The organism is Amycolatopsis orientalis DSM 43388 (assembly GCF_000411975.1).
Taxonomy (GTDB): Bacteria; Actinomycetota; Actinomycetes; order Mycobacteriales; family Pseudonocardiaceae; genus Amycolatopsis; species Amycolatopsis orientalis_D.
Genome location: NZ_ASXG01000029.1, coordinates 44,686 through 58,706 on the forward strand (window position 1 = coordinate 44,686; position 14,021 = coordinate 58,706).

At 66.6% G+C, this 14,021-nt stretch carries 22 protein-coding genes; 20 read left to right on the forward strand and 2 right to left on the reverse strand.

The annotated features are described in order from the left end of the window. Positions 1-9 precede the first annotated feature (9 nt). From L942_RS45815 to L942_RS05090, 17 genes are all read left to right on the forward strand, one after another. Positions 10-144 carry a hypothetical protein gene (locus L942_RS45815; protein ID WP_268745709.1) on the forward strand — a complete coding sequence of 45 codons (135 nt, stop codon included), beginning with the start codon at positions 10-12 and terminating at the stop codon, positions 142-144. After that, the gene (locus L942_RS05015; protein WP_037355461.1) at positions 141-455 is read left to right on the forward strand and encodes a hypothetical protein; all 315 of its coding nucleotides are present in this window, start codon (positions 141-143) and stop codon (positions 453-455) included. Before L942_RS45815 ends, L942_RS05015 begins: the two co-directional genes overlap by 4 nt. 11 nt (positions 456-466) lie before the next feature. After that, positions 467-2,122 carry an AAA family ATPase gene (locus L942_RS05020; RefSeq protein ID WP_037355462.1) on the forward strand — a complete coding sequence of 552 codons (1,656 nt, stop codon included), beginning with the start codon at positions 467-469 and terminating at the stop codon, positions 2,120-2,122. Between the two features lie 12 nt (positions 2,123-2,134). Next, positions 2,135-2,908 (forward strand): hypothetical protein, encoded by a 774-nt coding sequence (locus L942_RS05025; RefSeq protein ID WP_037355463.1) that lies wholly within the window; start codon positions 2,135-2,137, stop codon positions 2,906-2,908. Between the two features lie 28 nt (positions 2,909-2,936). Then, positions 2,937-3,548, forward strand: coding sequence for a hypothetical protein (locus tag L942_RS05030; protein ID WP_158684429.1), 612 nt, complete (start codon positions 2,937-2,939; stop codon positions 3,546-3,548). After that, the gene (locus L942_RS05035; RefSeq protein ID WP_037355465.1) at positions 3,545-3,868 is read left to right on the forward strand and encodes a hypothetical protein; all 324 of its coding nucleotides are present in this window, start codon (positions 3,545-3,547) and stop codon (positions 3,866-3,868) included. Before L942_RS05030 ends, L942_RS05035 begins: the two co-directional genes overlap by 4 nt. 209 nt (positions 3,869-4,077) lie before the next feature. Next, a complete protein-coding gene (locus L942_RS05040) occupies positions 4,078-4,497 on the forward strand; it encodes a hypothetical protein (RefSeq protein ID WP_037355467.1) in 420 nt (139 codons plus the stop codon). A 104-nt stretch (positions 4,498-4,601) separates the two neighbouring features. After that, positions 4,602-4,844 (forward strand): helix-turn-helix domain-containing protein, encoded by a 243-nt coding sequence (locus tag L942_RS05045; protein WP_037355469.1) that lies wholly within the window; start codon positions 4,602-4,604, stop codon positions 4,842-4,844. Between the two features lie 15 nt (positions 4,845-4,859). Further along, positions 4,860-6,899, forward strand: a complete 2,040-nt coding sequence (locus tag L942_RS05050; RefSeq protein WP_235078897.1) for a DNA polymerase — start codon at positions 4,860-4,862, stop codon at positions 6,897-6,899. A gap of 14 nt (positions 6,900-6,913) precedes the next feature. Then, positions 6,914-7,291 carry a hypothetical protein gene (locus L942_RS05055; protein WP_037355471.1) on the forward strand — a complete coding sequence of 126 codons (378 nt, stop codon included), beginning with the start codon at positions 6,914-6,916 and terminating at the stop codon, positions 7,289-7,291. Further along, a complete protein-coding gene (locus L942_RS44150; protein WP_158684430.1) occupies positions 7,288-7,518 on the forward strand; it encodes a hypothetical protein in 231 nt (76 codons plus the stop codon). The genes L942_RS05055 and L942_RS44150 overlap by 4 nt, the downstream gene beginning before the upstream one ends. Then, on the forward strand, positions 7,515-7,745 hold the full coding sequence (locus L942_RS05060) for a hypothetical protein (protein WP_037355473.1): 231 nt from the start codon (positions 7,515-7,517) through the stop codon (positions 7,743-7,745). The genes L942_RS44150 and L942_RS05060 overlap by 4 nt, the downstream gene beginning before the upstream one ends. Further along, positions 7,742-8,338 carry a DUF6378 domain-containing protein gene (locus L942_RS41910; RefSeq protein ID WP_051165727.1) on the forward strand — a complete coding sequence of 199 codons (597 nt, stop codon included), beginning with the start codon at positions 7,742-7,744 and terminating at the stop codon, positions 8,336-8,338. The genes L942_RS05060 and L942_RS41910 overlap by 4 nt, the downstream gene beginning before the upstream one ends. Positions 8,339-8,423: 85 nt before the next feature. After that, on the forward strand, positions 8,424-8,621 hold the full coding sequence (locus tag L942_RS05070; protein WP_158684431.1) for a hypothetical protein: 198 nt from the start codon (positions 8,424-8,426) through the stop codon (positions 8,619-8,621). After that, entirely contained in the window at positions 8,618-8,920 is a 303-nt protein-coding gene (locus tag L942_RS05075; protein WP_037355477.1) for a hypothetical protein, read from the forward strand. Before L942_RS05070 ends, L942_RS05075 begins: the two co-directional genes overlap by 4 nt. A 1,070-nt stretch (positions 8,921-9,990) precedes the next feature. Beyond that, complete coding sequence (locus tag L942_RS05085; protein ID WP_158684432.1) at positions 9,991-10,818, forward strand: helix-turn-helix domain-containing protein; 828 nt, start codon at positions 9,991-9,993, stop codon at positions 10,816-10,818. A 10-nt stretch (positions 10,819-10,828) separates the two neighbouring features. After that, entirely contained in the window at positions 10,829-11,026 is a 198-nt protein-coding gene (locus tag L942_RS05090) for a DUF397 domain-containing protein (protein ID WP_037355481.1), read from the forward strand. Between the two features lie 177 nt (positions 11,027-11,203). Here L942_RS05090 and rplS read toward each other — a convergent pair whose 3' ends face one another. Continuing rightward, positions 11,204-11,572 carry a 50S ribosomal protein L19 gene (gene rplS / locus L942_RS05095; protein ID WP_037355485.1) on the reverse strand — a complete coding sequence of 123 codons (369 nt, stop codon included), beginning with the start codon at positions 11,570-11,572 and terminating at the stop codon, positions 11,204-11,206. A gap of 77 nt (positions 11,573-11,649) precedes the next feature. Further along, on the reverse strand, positions 11,650-11,796 hold the full coding sequence (locus L942_RS43620; RefSeq protein ID WP_235078899.1) for a hypothetical protein: 147 nt from the start codon (positions 11,794-11,796) through the stop codon (positions 11,650-11,652). A gap of 152 nt (positions 11,797-11,948) precedes the next feature. Here L942_RS43620 and L942_RS05100 point away from each other — a divergent pair, with 152 nt between their 5' ends. From L942_RS05100 to hisG, 3 genes are all read left to right on the forward strand, one after another. Next, entirely contained in the window at positions 11,949-12,635 is a 687-nt protein-coding gene (locus tag L942_RS05100) for an HAD family hydrolase (RefSeq protein WP_106964802.1), read from the forward strand. A gap of 64 nt (positions 12,636-12,699) precedes the next feature. After that, positions 12,700-12,963 carry a phosphoribosyl-ATP diphosphatase gene (locus L942_RS05105; RefSeq protein WP_033287726.1) on the forward strand — a complete coding sequence of 88 codons (264 nt, stop codon included), beginning with the start codon at positions 12,700-12,702 and terminating at the stop codon, positions 12,961-12,963. A gap of 35 nt (positions 12,964-12,998) precedes the next feature. Further along, positions 12,999-13,844: an ATP phosphoribosyltransferase gene (gene hisG / locus L942_RS05110; RefSeq protein ID WP_037355490.1), complete on the forward strand. Its 846-nt coding sequence runs from the start codon at positions 12,999-13,001 to the stop codon at positions 13,842-13,844. Positions 13,845-14,021 lie beyond the last annotated feature (177 nt).

Sequence of the window (14,021 nt, forward strand, 5' to 3'; positions counted from 1 at the left end):
GGAGAACGAATGAGCAAGGTTGAAAAGACGGTCGGCGCTGTCGGCTGTGTCCTGGTGGGCGTGTACGTCCTCCTGGCGGTGGCCTTCTGGGGTGCGGTCGTCTGGGGCATTGTCGAGCTGGTCTCCTGGCTGGTGACCAAGTGAGCGACTACAAGCTGACGTACAAGGGCCTTGAGGTGCCCGGGCGGTACTGGAGGATGCTCCCCGGGCTCGCCGACTGGCAGGCCGGGGCGGACGCCCGCGAGGCGGCCGACGAGCCCGTGCCGGAGTTCGACTACTTCACGAACGGCGTCGCGGTCTGGCGATTCCGGCCGGGTGCGCGACTGGGCGAGCGCATCGGATTCAGCTCGGGGTCGGGCTGGCGGCGGGCGGCGGCGGACCGGGAGGCGTGCGAGAGCCCGTTTACCGGGGTACGGCGCATCGAATACGGGCAGCTTCCCAAGCACGCCAAGTAAAGGGGGTACCCATGAACCCGGCCGCGGAGGCCGCAGTCAGGTACACAGCGCTCGGGTATCGGGTGTACCCGGTCAATGTGTCCTACGTAGACGGGAAAAAGCGCCCTTCGTTCAAGGGGGGCGCTTGGGACCCGGCCAAGGGCGCGGAGTACCCGACGGAGCCGGACGAGATCCGGGCGCACTGGGAGGGCTTCTCCGGTGTCGCGATCAATACCGGGCTGTCCGGCGTCGTTGGTATCGACATCGACCAGGGCAACGGGAAGTCCGGAATGGACAACCTGCGGGCGGCCGGGGTCCAGCTCGACCCGACGCCCATGGTTGCCATGACGCCATCCGGGGGACGGCATCTGCTCTACCGGGCGCACCCGGACCACCCGGCACCGACGAAGAAAGACATCCCGGTTCCACAGGTGGACGTCCGCGGCGTCGGCGGCATCCTGTTCGCCTACCCGACCGCTGTGGGCGACAACGCCTACAACTTCATCGGGGACGAGTGGGTCGGCCCGGCGGACCTCCCGGTCATCTCTGACCAGTGGCTCAAGTTCTTCCGCGAGCGAGAGCAGACACACGGCAACCGCCGTTCACTGCCAAGCGACCCGGGGGAGCTGCTACAGCGAGTGCGGGACCTCCCGCCCGGCGGTAGCTGGGACGAGCTGGGGCCGCTATCGATGCGGTACGCGGCCGTCTGCCTTGGCCGGGGCCAAGAGCCCGACGACATCGCCGAGGCGTTCGTAGAGGCGTTCAGGGACCGGGGAACCGGCGACCCGAAGGACGCGGAAAACTCGATCCGGTCGGCGCTCCGCAAGGTGGAGCCGTGGGAGCCGGACGACGGCGAGGGGGCGTACGAGCGGGACGTAGCCGAAGAGCTTCGGAGGCTGCGCGTCCGCGCCGAGGCGCAGCGGCGGCACCAGGCCGCCGAGGCACCCGAGGTGGACGAGAGCGCGGACGTCGTTTCAATCGACGGCCACGACGAGGGTCGCCGGTGGATCGTGCCGGACATGTTCCCCGCGGGGGACTTCATGATGATGTACGGCCCGAGCCGGGCCGGGAAGTCGGCGCTTCTCATCGACCTTTCCTGCCAGCTCGACACCGGCGGTGTCTTCATGGGGCACCAGCTCGACCGTACGCGAGGGCTTTATCTCGCGGCGGAGTCAGCTAACGGTGTCGCAAGCCGGTTTCGGGCGTGGCAGGCGTACCACGGGCAGCGGGTCAACGTCGTGGTCCGGAAGAAAGGCGGGCTGTCGCTCGACAACCCGGCATCCGTGGCGAAGTTCGCCCGCTACGTCAAAGACGAGGGTTTCGGCGTGGTCTTTGTGGACATGGTGAAGCACGTCGCGGGTTCGCTGGAGTTCGACAAGAACGCGGGCGCGAACGGCGCGCTTATCGCGCTGAACGACGTAGCCCAGCAAACGGGCGCTCTCGTCATCGGCACCCACCACAGCAAGTCAGCCGCGCCGACACTGATGGAGGGCAACCACGCGGCACTGTACGGCACCAGTAACTACGTGATGCTCGTTCAGCGCGAAGAGCACGGCGAGTTCACTGCCGAGTTACTGAAAGACAAGGACGGCCAAGACGGACGGCAGTGGACGGGGCACGTTGTCCCGGGCCCCAACGGGGTCCCGGTCTACGTATCCGATCGTCCGGTCGGAGGAGTGTTCCGCTAGGAAAGGCAAGCAATGTCAGACACGACTACCGTAGTCGTCCCGGACGCACAGATTCCGTATCACAACCGGAAAGCGCTTCGGGCGCTCATCGGCTTTATCGGCGACTTTCAGCCGGATAACGTCGTCAATATCGGGGACCTGGCGGACTTCCCCCAGCCGTCGCGCTGGAGCAAGGATTCCCGGCTGGAGTTCGAGGGCAGCATTTACCGCGACGCGGAGATTGTTGCCCGCGACTGGTCCGAGCCGCTGAGAGCCGTCTATGACGGCCCGGTGGGCATCCACGAGGGCAACCACGATGAACGACCGCGGGTGTACCTGGAGAAGTACGCCCCGGCGCTCTCCGGGACCAAGGCGTTCCACATGGAAACGTTGCTCAAGTTCGATGAGTACGAGTTCACGCGGCTACCGGAGTTCTACCGGATCGCGCCGGGCTGGCTCTCGACTCACGGGCACCGCGGCGGAATCCGGCTGACTCAGGTCGCGGGGATGACCGCCTTCAAGGCGGCCGAACGATTCCAGCAATCGGTGATCATGGGCCACACGCACCGGCTCGGGAAGGTCAGCAAATCCTACGGCTACGCCGGGGAAATCAAGAGCACGCTTACCGGCGTCGAGGTCGGAAACGTCATGGACATGAAGCGCGCTAACTACCTCAAGGGCGCTACCGCCAATTGGCAATCCGGGTTCGCCATTGTGCGGGCCGCGAAGAAATCCGTTCAGGTAGACACGATCGAAATCACCGGCGGCCGTTTCCAGGTCGACGGGGTTTCTTATCAGGTCTCCTAACTTGACATGCGCTGAGAGAGGATGGAAAGTGCGGGCGACCAATGCACTTGTTGACGAGGTGAAGCGCGCCGCCGCGCGGTCGGCGCGTAGCTGGGATGGCGTCGCCGAGGCCGACGACATCGCACAGGACATGTGGCTTCACCTGCTGGAGAAGGGCCGCGTTGACGCGGTCGCCGAGATGGACGACGAAGTCCGGCCGAAGGTGCTGGGCCGCATCGCAGACCAGGTGGCGAAGCAGGAACGCGCCGACTACGAGGCGTTCCGCGGCAATTTCGTCTACAGCACCGACGAAGTGCGGGCAATCCTGGAGGACGCGGCAAGCGTGCTCGACCCGGAATCCCGGTCGGGCTCGTGGTTCGTGGCGTCCGGCGGCACCGAGAACGTCGCCGACGCGGCGGACACGCCGGGCTCCGAGACGCACGCGGAACACATGGACCTCGCTGCCGGGCTTGCCCGGTTGCGGGACAGCAATCCCCGGTACGCGGACATCCTCACGCGGCACTACGTGCACGGGGAGGAAATCGGCTACCGGATCGAGCTGACGCGTGCCCGCGACGCGCTGACGCGCGAGATGAACACAGTCCGCCGTGAGGCAATCGCCGACCACGACGGACCGAGGAAGGGAGGCCGCAAGCCGTGAGCAAAGGGGAATGGGACCCGTTCCAGAACCCCGGCGGGAAACCGCCGGAGGCGGAATCGCCGACCGAACTCGAACATCAAGAGGAAACGGTGAGCGTAGAACAAATGGCAGACGGACGAATCTCGGTCACGTTCAAGGCGACCGGGGGCTATGAAGCCCCCTGGGTGGTCGCGGACGGAACCCCCGAGTACATCGCGAAATTGCTTGCGATCGAGGGCTTTACCGGCAAGATCTCCCAGATCATGAAGCAAGCCGTAGCGATCGACACGTACTACAAGAAACAGTACGTGAAGGCGGCGGAGACCAACCCAAAAGCCTAAAGCCCGGCCAGCCCCCGGGCAGCGTGGAACCGCCCGACTGGGCGGGAGAAGCGCCGAACTGTGACCACGGAGTTCAGCGCCGTTACAAGACGATCGCCAAGAAAGCGGGCGGCGTCGGACATCTTTTCGAGTGTGTAGCCGTTCGCTACCCGGACCCCGGGCAGTGCGAAGCGGTGTGGATCGATCCTCCGAAGAAGGGAAAGTAAGCAATGGCTTGGGAAACTGTCGGCGGCAACGGCGGGGACTTCGAAGAGCGCGAAACCCTCTCCACCAACATCGGCGAGAAGTTCGAGGGGACCTACGTCCGGCGCGGCAACATGATGCCGTCCAAGTTCGGTAACGGCGACTTCTGCTACGTGGACGTGGACCTGCCGGACGGCACCAAGGCGACGTTCCCTGCGGCGGGCATTCTGCTGGAGCGGATCGACGAAGCGGGCATGGTCGCCGGTGACGCGTTCCGCGTCGAGTTCTTCGAGTCGGAGAGCAAGGCGGGCCGCAAGTACAAGAACGTTCGTCTCCAGATCAACCGCGGTGGCGGCCAGCTCGCCCCGAGCAAGCCGAAGGCGGCCAGCAAGCCGCAGGCCGCGAAGACGGCCCCGGTCGCGGACGACGACGAGCCGCCTTTCTGACGTCTCGTAACTTGACATGTGCTGACGGCGGGGGGGGGGCAAACACCCCCNNGCTCTTCCGATCTCAAACACCCCCGCCGATTGGCGCTGAGAGGAGGAAATCTATGACCGACGTTGCCGCGCTCGTTCGCGGAGTCACCGATCTAGCGGCGGAGAACCGGCGGTTGCGGACCACGCTCGCCTACCGCGAACGCGCCAACCGCAAGCGGCTCACGCCCGCCGAGGTTGCCGAGATTCGGCGGTTGGCGGAAACCACGTCGCTGACACAGCGGGAAATCGCGGCGTCATTCGACGTCAACCCGGCAACCGTTTCGCGGATCGTCCGGGGCATCTATTACGGCCAGTAGGAGAAGGGGCAGGGCGTGAAAGGAACGGTTTCATTCGATATCGAGACGCACTCGGCGAGCCTCTTGCACACCCTGCCCCCCGAAGAGATGTTCCGGTTGGGCGGGTACAAGTGGGCCAACTCGTACCGGGTGCACATCACCACCGACTTGGACGAGATGCGGGAGGTAGTCCGGTCCGCTCGCTGGATCATCGGGCACAACATCATCAATTTTGACCTCCCGGTGATCTTCGGTACCAAGTCGGACGAGTGGGTACAGCTCGCCATTGACCGCCGGGTGATCGACACGTTCACGTTGGCCACCCGGCGGAATCCCGCGCCGTTCAAGTACACCAACCGGTTTGGCAAGGAAGCGTTAGCCGACTCGCCGGAGCGCGCGTTGTCCTGGTACGGGCTGGACGAGCAGGCGTTCCAGCTTGGCGTACAAGGGAAAACCCATGACCTCAAGGCGCTGGCGTTCGAGTTCGGCGACCCCGAGTTGCCGAAGGCGGAGCGGATCGCGGACGGCTTCGGGAAGATCCCCGTTGACGACCCGCGTTTCCGGGATTACCTCGTCGGCGACGTCGAGGCGTCCGAGGCGATCGGCCGCGCGCTCATGCGGCGGGGCGGCCAGCTCACGCCGTACGAGCTTCGCGAAATCGAGATCGAGGCGCGGAAGATGGTCATCTCGTGCAACGGTCTCCGGGTCGACAAAGAGCGCGCGGAGGCGCGCGTAGCGGAGCTGGCCGAACGGCGTGCGGTCATCATGGCCAACCTCGTTGAGTGGTACGGCCTGCCGACCGAAGGTGACGCGCCGTGGGCCACCAGCGAGGGCAAGGCGGCGATCCTGAAAGCCCTTGCGGACTACGGGATCACCCCGGAGTCCCGGCCGGACTGGCCGAAGACGCCCGCATGGGAGAACCGGGAGGCCAAGAAGGCGGAGGCTCGCGCGAAGGTTGCGGGGCTCAAGGCGAAAGTCGAGGTTTGGCGGGGGGAGCTTGCCAGCGGCGAGAGCATCAAGGGCAAGCGGCTTACCGCGAAGCAAACCGAAGCACGTCGGAACTGGATCACCAGGGACAGCGCGGCAATCGATGCGCTCGAATGCCATCCGTTGCCGGTCGGCTTCGGGCTCAACCTCGGTGGCGACACGCTCAAGGAACTGACCAAGGGAACCCCGGCGGAGGAACTGGGCGCCGCGCTCGCGGAGCTGAAAGGCCAGCGGTCGCTGGCGCAGCTCGCGCTTGACTCGATGCACGAGGACGGGTTCGTACACCCCGATATCACGATGCTACAGGCGTCGGGGCGTTGGTCCACAACGAAACCCGGGCTGACGGTGTGGAACCGGGACGGCGCAGAGAAGGAGTATTTCGTCCCGGACAACGAAAACGAGGTGTTGCTAGAGATTGACTACAGCAACGCTGACGCTCGCGTGGTTGCCATGCTGTCGGGCGACCGGAAGTACGCCGAGCGATTCGAGGAAGGCGCGGACGGCCACCTGATTAACGCGTGGGCCGCGTGGGGCAGAGACGTTGTCGGGACGGACAAACACAACCCGGTGACGTTCGAGTACCGGCAGAAGGCCAAGCCGCTAGGCCACGGCTGGTCGTACGGCGGGGGACCGAAGGGTCTAGCGAAGGCGTCCGGGTTGCCGCTGGAGGACGCGGAGACCTTCTGCCGAGGGATGAACGCCGAGTACCACGTACTCGTTGCCTGGCAAGACAAGGTGCGGAAGTTCGCCCAGCGCAACGGGTTCGTAGTCAACCGCTGGGGCCGGGTGATGCCTATCGAGCGTGGACGCGAGTTCACGCAGGCACCGGCGCTCATGGGCCAGTCCGGTACGCGGGAAATCGTGTGCGATGCGCTGCTCGCGCTTCCGTTGCACGTGCTCCGGCGGGTTAAGGCGCAGGTTCACGACGCTCTGTTGTTCAGCGTTCCCAAAGTCAATTGGGAAGAGTGCCGCGATTACCTCAAGCAAAAGATGACGTTCGAATTCCCCGCCGAGAACGGTGGGCAAGAGATGGCGTTCCCCGTGGACGCCGGACCGGCCGGGGCTAACTGGGCCCTGGCGTCGCACTGAGAGAGGGATTCAGAATGGCCATGAAGTATCACGGCGAGCTGGACGAGACTGACCCCTTGGGCGGTAGCCTCGGGTTCGTTGTCGAGGCGCGAGAGCTCGACTGGCGGAAATACGTCTCTGTGGAGATTTCCGACGTCGCGGTTTCGCACGGCCCCGTTGACTACATGCTGGGGCTGACGCGCGCGGGCGCTAACCGTCTGTCTCTCGCGCTCGCCGAGGCAGCCGCGGCGCTGGACGGCGAGACGCCTGCCCCGGTGCCCCCGGCCGACGAGACGCGGGCAACGGCGATCAGGGAGGCGATCGAGGCGCTTGGGTTGCTCGACCAGGTGCCCTACGGCGAGTTCGCCGCGGCTGTCGGCTCGGTGGTCGAGCGGCTTAAGGCGGCGCTGTGATCGAGAAGCGCTCAAAAGAAACGTATGGCAGGTCGCCCGATTCGTCGGGCGAGACTTACGAGATTGAGGTGTGCTGGTTCGGTTTCAACGGTCGCGATTGGTCATACGTCACTGCGGTAAACGGTGGATCGGAAGGGACGCGTGTGGCGTGCCTCGCGGTGCCGAACGCGGAGCTTCGCGACATGGCCCGGTGGATTCTGGAGAACATCCCGGAGGGGGCCAAGTGAGCGCGCGCGACAAGCTGAACGACTACGCCAGGGAAACGGCCACCCACACATTCACCGTGTCCGCCACGGGCAACCAGGTTGAGGTGCCGGTGGGCCAGCGGGGCGAACTTGCGGGCAAGGCTTTCGTTGCCCTGCAAGATGTTCTGTCCTACTTGGACAGCGCAGACGACGGCCACGGGGCCGACACGGACGACATTCGCGAGATTATCTGGAGGGCTTTCGCGTGACCGAGGACAACCACCGCAAGGCGCTGCTGACCGAGGCTGAATCCCTGGTGAACGGCGACCGCAACAACACGTACGGCGAGCCGCACCAGGATTTCCAGCGGACGGCAGACATGTTGTCAGCACTGGGTTTCCAGCACGCGCACCCGGGCGGGGTCCGGGCGATTGCGGCGCACGACGTGGCCGTGATCCTCGCGGCCGTCAAGCTCTCGCGGCTCACGTGGTCGCCGGAGAAACGGGATTCGTGGGTCGACCTCGCGGGCTACGCGGCGTGCGGGCACGAGGCGTTCGAGCTGACGCACCCCAAGCCCGAGGAACCCAAGCCGGAGCCGGAAGCGCCCGCGCCGCCGGACGAGACGGCCGGATTTACGGCAGTCAGGTCCGCCTACGGGCGACGAATCACAGCGTTGCTCGGCAGGGACGGCAAGCGGGTGCGGTACTTCCGGTCCCCGATGGGCAACTTCTACCGGCTAGCAGACAGCGAATTTACGTTGATCCGCAAGGGGTTTGAGCGCAAGCGAGCGCGCTCGGGGTACGGGGGTATTTGGGACAACTTCGAAATCCCGGTGTCCGAGGTGCCCGTGTGGGCCCGATGACCGAGCTTCGGAGGTTGGCGGCCGTGTTCGTTGCGGCCGCCGCCTCGGTCGTTTTCCTTGTCCTGCTAGCGGATTGGCGGTTGTGATGACTGAGTACGTCTACCGGGTTGCCGACGCCGAGGGGGCTTCGTGGCATGGGTACAACAACGAAAGCGGTTGGTACCGCACGATCCGGGGCGCACGGGCCGCCTTGGGGTACCTCCGGGGCATCGCTCGCCGGAACAGCCACCCGGACCCGGGGTGGCGGGTACAGCGCGCCGCGCTCGAATGGGAGGACGCGTGACCGCCGACGACCCGCGGATCGCCCAGTACGAACGCGAGCGCGCCGAGGCTATCGAGATCGCCCACAAGGCGATGACGACCAGCTACATCGGCGCTCCGCCGCCAGGTCTCCGCGGGGACGCTGACCGCATGGTCGCCGCGCTGATAAAGGCGGGGTGGACTCCGCCGCAGGCGGACGAGGTACCCCGCGTCGCCGACGCGCTCCACGCTCGCGACTGCGAGCACTCGGGGCACGAGGAGCCCCGGGACTACTACGAGGACATGGCGGCCGTGGCCGTCCGAGTGATCCGGCAGTACTGATACAACAAAGCCCCCTCCGGGTAGCCCACACGGGCCGCCTGGAGGGGGCTTTTTTTGCGTTTCAGCTCAAGTCAGCACGGCGGCTGGAATCCCGGAAGCCAACCGGAGCCCCCGCAGACCTCGCAGCTGCGAACCTGGGGGACGCCCCAGCCGTCCTCGTTGAAAACCAACTCGACCACGTCCCCGTCACCCATCGCTGGCGTGCGGTGCGGACGGTAAACGCCATCGGAGGTCCAACTGTCACGCATGACCATCGGCCTGCATCCGTGGCACGCGGTCCGCCGTGGCTGAGTCATGGTGTCCATGCTAGCCCCTCCCGCCCTTGCCCGTGCCGTTGCACGTCTTGCACGGTTCCTCGTTCCACACGGTCTCCGTCTTCCCTTTCGAGTTCACCTTTACGCGCTGGACCCTTGAGAGCCCGCTTCCGTTACAGGTGTTGCAGAGAACGACGTCGCCAGTCTTAGCCATCCTTCTCCCTCTCCTCTTCGGTTGTGTCCTCCGGTTCGTCCTTCCGGGGCTCCGGCGTCCGGGGCTTGTCCCCGTGCACCCCGCCGGAGTTGCCGCCCCACCACTCGACTAGAGGCATAGCGGCCCCCGGTACAGCGAGGGCGGGGCCGGGGGAGCGACCTCCGCGAGCAGGTCCCTTAGGTAGTCCTGGTCCGCCGGAGTCTCCCGCTGGTACGCCCTAAAGACCGCGAGGTAGAACGGCATCAACCCGTACTCCTCGCGAAGCGATTTCAATCCCTCGTCAGCCCTGTCCGTCTGCCGGATCTGTTCCGAGGGGGCCCCGAAGTGATCCACGGTCATCGACGCCCCCATATCCCGAGGGGACGGAACCTGTTCAACCACCAGACGTAAATCCGCATCCGGATCACGGAACGCACCTCCTGAGCTTGGAACACCAACGGAGCCGAGGCACCGAGGAATATGCACCCGGCCCCGTTGGCTCAAACTGAGCGTACAACTGAGACTCAAGTTGAGGCACGGCCGGAGACTCGGCCGACAGGGTGAAATTGAGACTCAAGTAGTGACGATGGGTGAGCGGTGACGTTATGAGGCAGGATGTGCCCATGCTCGAAGAAGACCCCGGCCCGATCGTTCAACGGCTGGTCCTCGGCGAACGCCTGCGGGCGCGGCGCGAGGCCAGCGGTATCGGGCTGGACGCTGCCAACGATCGCCTTAAGTGGTACCGCGGCAAGCTGTCCAAGATTGAGAACGGCACGCTTGGGCTGACGGAGAAAGAGCTGTCAGCCCTGCTGACGCTCTACGGCGTGACCGGTCCCGATGCCGCCCAGATAATCCAGCTCGGCATCGACGCACGCCGCCGCGCGGCGCCCGAACGCGTCAGCGATTGGGCGAAGCAGTACGTACCGCTGGAGCGGGCGGCGTCCGAAATCCGCATGGTGTACTCCACCATTCCGGGATTCCTCCAGACCAAGGGCCACGCTAAAGCGGAGCTGTCCCGGTCCCCGGTTGTCCTGGCCACCGACATCGAATCAATGGCGGCGGCCCGGCAGGAACGCGGTGACCGACTGTTCCGGGAGAACGCACCCCGGGTGTGGGTGGTGCTCGGTGAGGAAGCGCTGTACCGCATCGACACGGCGGAGCGCGCCGGGCAGCTAGCACGGCTCCGGAAGATTGCGGAGCTGCCCAACGTGACTATCCGGCTGGTCCCGATGGAGGCCGGTCCGCAAGCCGGGCTGAGCTGCCCCTTTACGCTGCTGTGGATCGAGGGCGCGAACGCCACCATTGCCTACGTCGAGACGTTAACGGGTGCCGACTACGTGAAGACGACCAGCGCCTATACCCTCGCGTACGAGAAAGCGGAATCGGTCGCCCTGACGAGGGACGAAACGCTAGACCGCCTGGACCGGGTGGCCTCGGGCCACGATCGATAGGAGAAACCCCGTGGAGAACGAAGCTGGACTCCAGTGGCGCAAGAGCAGCTTTAGCGGCGGCGCGCAGCAGTGCGTTGAGGTCGCCGTGACGGCTGACGGCGGGCGGCTGGTCCGGGACACGAAGGACCGGAGCCTCCCTGCCCACCGATACACCGCGGCGGAGTGGGACGCCTTCATCAAGGGCGTGAAGGCCGGAGAGTTCGACTGAGCCAAGCGGACAAAGCCCCCGGTACCCGCCGGGGGCTTTTTCATGTCCCGGTTCAGTGCCACATTGGTGGCCTTCCCCGCGCGAGCGGGGTTAGGAAGCCCCGGCCCCTCGCCGGGGCTTCTCTCGTTTCCAGGGCAGCAAAAAGCCCCCGCCGGAGCGGGGGCCCTTGGGTGATCGTCAGGCGTTGGCCAGCTCGCGCGCGGGCTCGCGGCGTTCCTTGATCTTGGCCTTCTTGCCGCGGAGCTCGCGGAGGTAGTACAGCTTCGCCCGGCGGACGTCGCCGCGCTTGAAGACCTCAATTCGGGCCACGTTCGGCGAGTGCACCGGGAACGTGCGCTCGACGCCGACGCCGAAGGACACCTTGCGGACGGTGAAGGTCTCCCGGACGCCTCCGCCCTGACGGCGGATCACGACGCCCTGGAAGATCTGGTTGCGCTCGCGGTTGCCCTCGATCACGCGGACGTGAACCTTGAGGGTGTCGCCCGGCCGGAAGTCCGGAACGTCCGAGCGGAGAGACTGCGCGTCGAGCGCGTCTAGGGTCTGCATGGTCTGTCCTCGTCAATGGGTGGTATGCCTATCCGGTCCAGTCTATTGGACGGTCCGGCGGACGAGCGAAGGGCCCCTTACCAGCGGATACGCAGTGGCGAGCTTGTCTGCCGAAGTGTATCGTTCCAGCCCTCGAAGGCCAGGATCATGATCGGGCGCTGGGCATCGGTGCGGTCCTGCTCCGGGTCGCCGGGCCGCGGGGTGTCGTCGACAGGCTCACTCACCTGACCAGCCTACGGCCTCCGCCACCTGCGCTGCGCAGCGTGTCCGGCCCCGCGTGTCCCGGCTCGGGTGTGGCCCCGCTCACGGCCGCCCGCGTGGGACGCTGGAGGGGAGCGGGCCCGGCCGGGGCGCGGCAGGCGGACAAGGAGAAACTGTGACTGCACCGTCCTCTTCGGACGGATTGGCGGCTGTCCTCTGGGACATGGACGGCACCCTCGTCGATTCCGAGAAACTGTGGGACGTCGCCCTCTACGAGGCCGCCGAGGCGCTCGGCGGCACGCTTTCGGAGGAAGTCCGGATGACGCTCGTGGGGTCCAACATGGACGCCACCGCCACCGTGCTGCTGGAGCAGACCGGCCGCCCGGTCACGCCGGAAGCGGTCGCGGAAACGGGGGAGTGGATCCGCCGCCGCACCGCCGGGCTGTTCGACGACGCGCTGCCCTGGCGCCCGGGCGCGCGCGAGGCGCTGGCCGCGGTCCGCGCGGCCGGGCTCAAGTCCGCGCTGGTCACCTCCACCGAACGGGCGCTGACCGAGCTGGCGCTCGACACGATCGGACGGGATTTCTTCGACGTCACGGTCTGCGGCGACGAGGTCGACGGCCAGAACAAACCGCTCCCGCGGCCCTACCTGAAGGCCGCTGAGCTGCTCGGCGTGGCGCCGGACCGGTGCGTCGCGGTCGAGGACTCGCCGCCGGGCGCGGAGTCGGCGGAACGCGCTGGTTGCGCGGTGCTCGTGGTGCCCAACGACGTGGCCGTCCCGGACGGTCCGCGCCGGGTGTTCCGCACGTCGCTGGCCGGTGTCGGCGTGCCCGAGCTGGCCGCGCTGCTGCCGCGGCTGTGACCTCGGCGGCTTCCGGGTCACCCGGAACGGCGCGGGCGAGTGCGGGATGAAAGGATCCGGTCCCGTGAAGACCTTCGATGAGCTGTTCGCGGAGCTTGCCGAGCGCGCGCGTACCCGTCCCGACGGGTCCGGCACCGTCGCCGCACTGGACGCCGGAGTGCACGCCCAGGGCAAGAAGGTGCTCGAAGAGGCGGGCGAAGTGTGGATCGCCGCCGAGCACGAATCCGACGACCGGCTGGCGGAGGAGATCTCGCAACTGCTGTACCGGGTGCAGGTGCTGATGCTCGGCCGGGGGATCTCGGCCGAGGACGTGTACCGCTACCTGTGACGCGCTCGCGCACCGGAGACCGAGGAGAGACCGAAATGCTGCGTGTTGCCGTGCCGAACAAGGGAGCCCTCGCCGCCGCGTCGGCGGAGATGCTTTCCGAGGCGGGCTACCGCAAGCGACATGACGGCAAGGACCTGACCGTGCTCGACCCGGTCAACGAGGTCGAGTTCTTCTTCCTCCGTCCCAAGGACATCGCCATCTACGTCGGTTCCGGCGAGCTGGACCTCGGCATCACCGGCCGGGACCTCGCGCTCGACTCGGGCGCTCCGGTCGAAGAGGTGCTCGCGCTCGGCTTCGGCGCCTCGACCTTCCGGTACGCCGCTCCCGCCGGGCGCGACTGGAAACCGGCCGACCTCCAGGGCAAACGGCTCGCGACGTCGTACCCGCGGCTGGTCCGCGAGGACCTCGCGCGACACGGGGTCGAGGCCGAGGTGATCCGGCTCGACGGCGCGGTGGAGATCTCGATCCAGCTCGGGGTCGCGGACGCGATCGCGGACGTGGTCGAGTCCGGGCGGTCGTTGCGGCAGCACAACCTCGTCGCGTTCGGGGACCCGATCTGCGCGTCCGAGGCGGTGTTGCTGCAGCGGGCCGGGAGCGACGGGTCGCGGGCCAAGTCGCAGCTGGCGGCCCGGCTGCAGGGCGTGGTTTTCGCGCAGCACTACATGATGCTCGACTACGACTGCCCGCGCGACCTCCTCGAGCAGGCCATTTCGATCACCCCGGGACTCGAGTCGCCGACCGTGGCCCCGCTCGCGGACGAGAAATGGGTCGCGGTGCGGGCGATGGTGCCGCGCAAGGAAGTCAACCGGATCATGGACGAACTGGCCGAAACCGGCGCGAAAGCCGTGCTGGCTTCGGACATCCGCTCGTGCCGGCTTTGATTGCGTCGGCTCCGCCGCCGCGGCGGGATCGCCTTCAAGCCGGCGTTGGGGTGGAGCGGCATGAGGGGCCTGGCGGCCTGTCACGCCGCTCCACCCCAACGCCGGCGCGATCCCGCGTTGGTGTTAAGTCCGAAGTGGACAGTCTTCAGCGCGGGCGGTTCGGGCGCTTCGGCATCA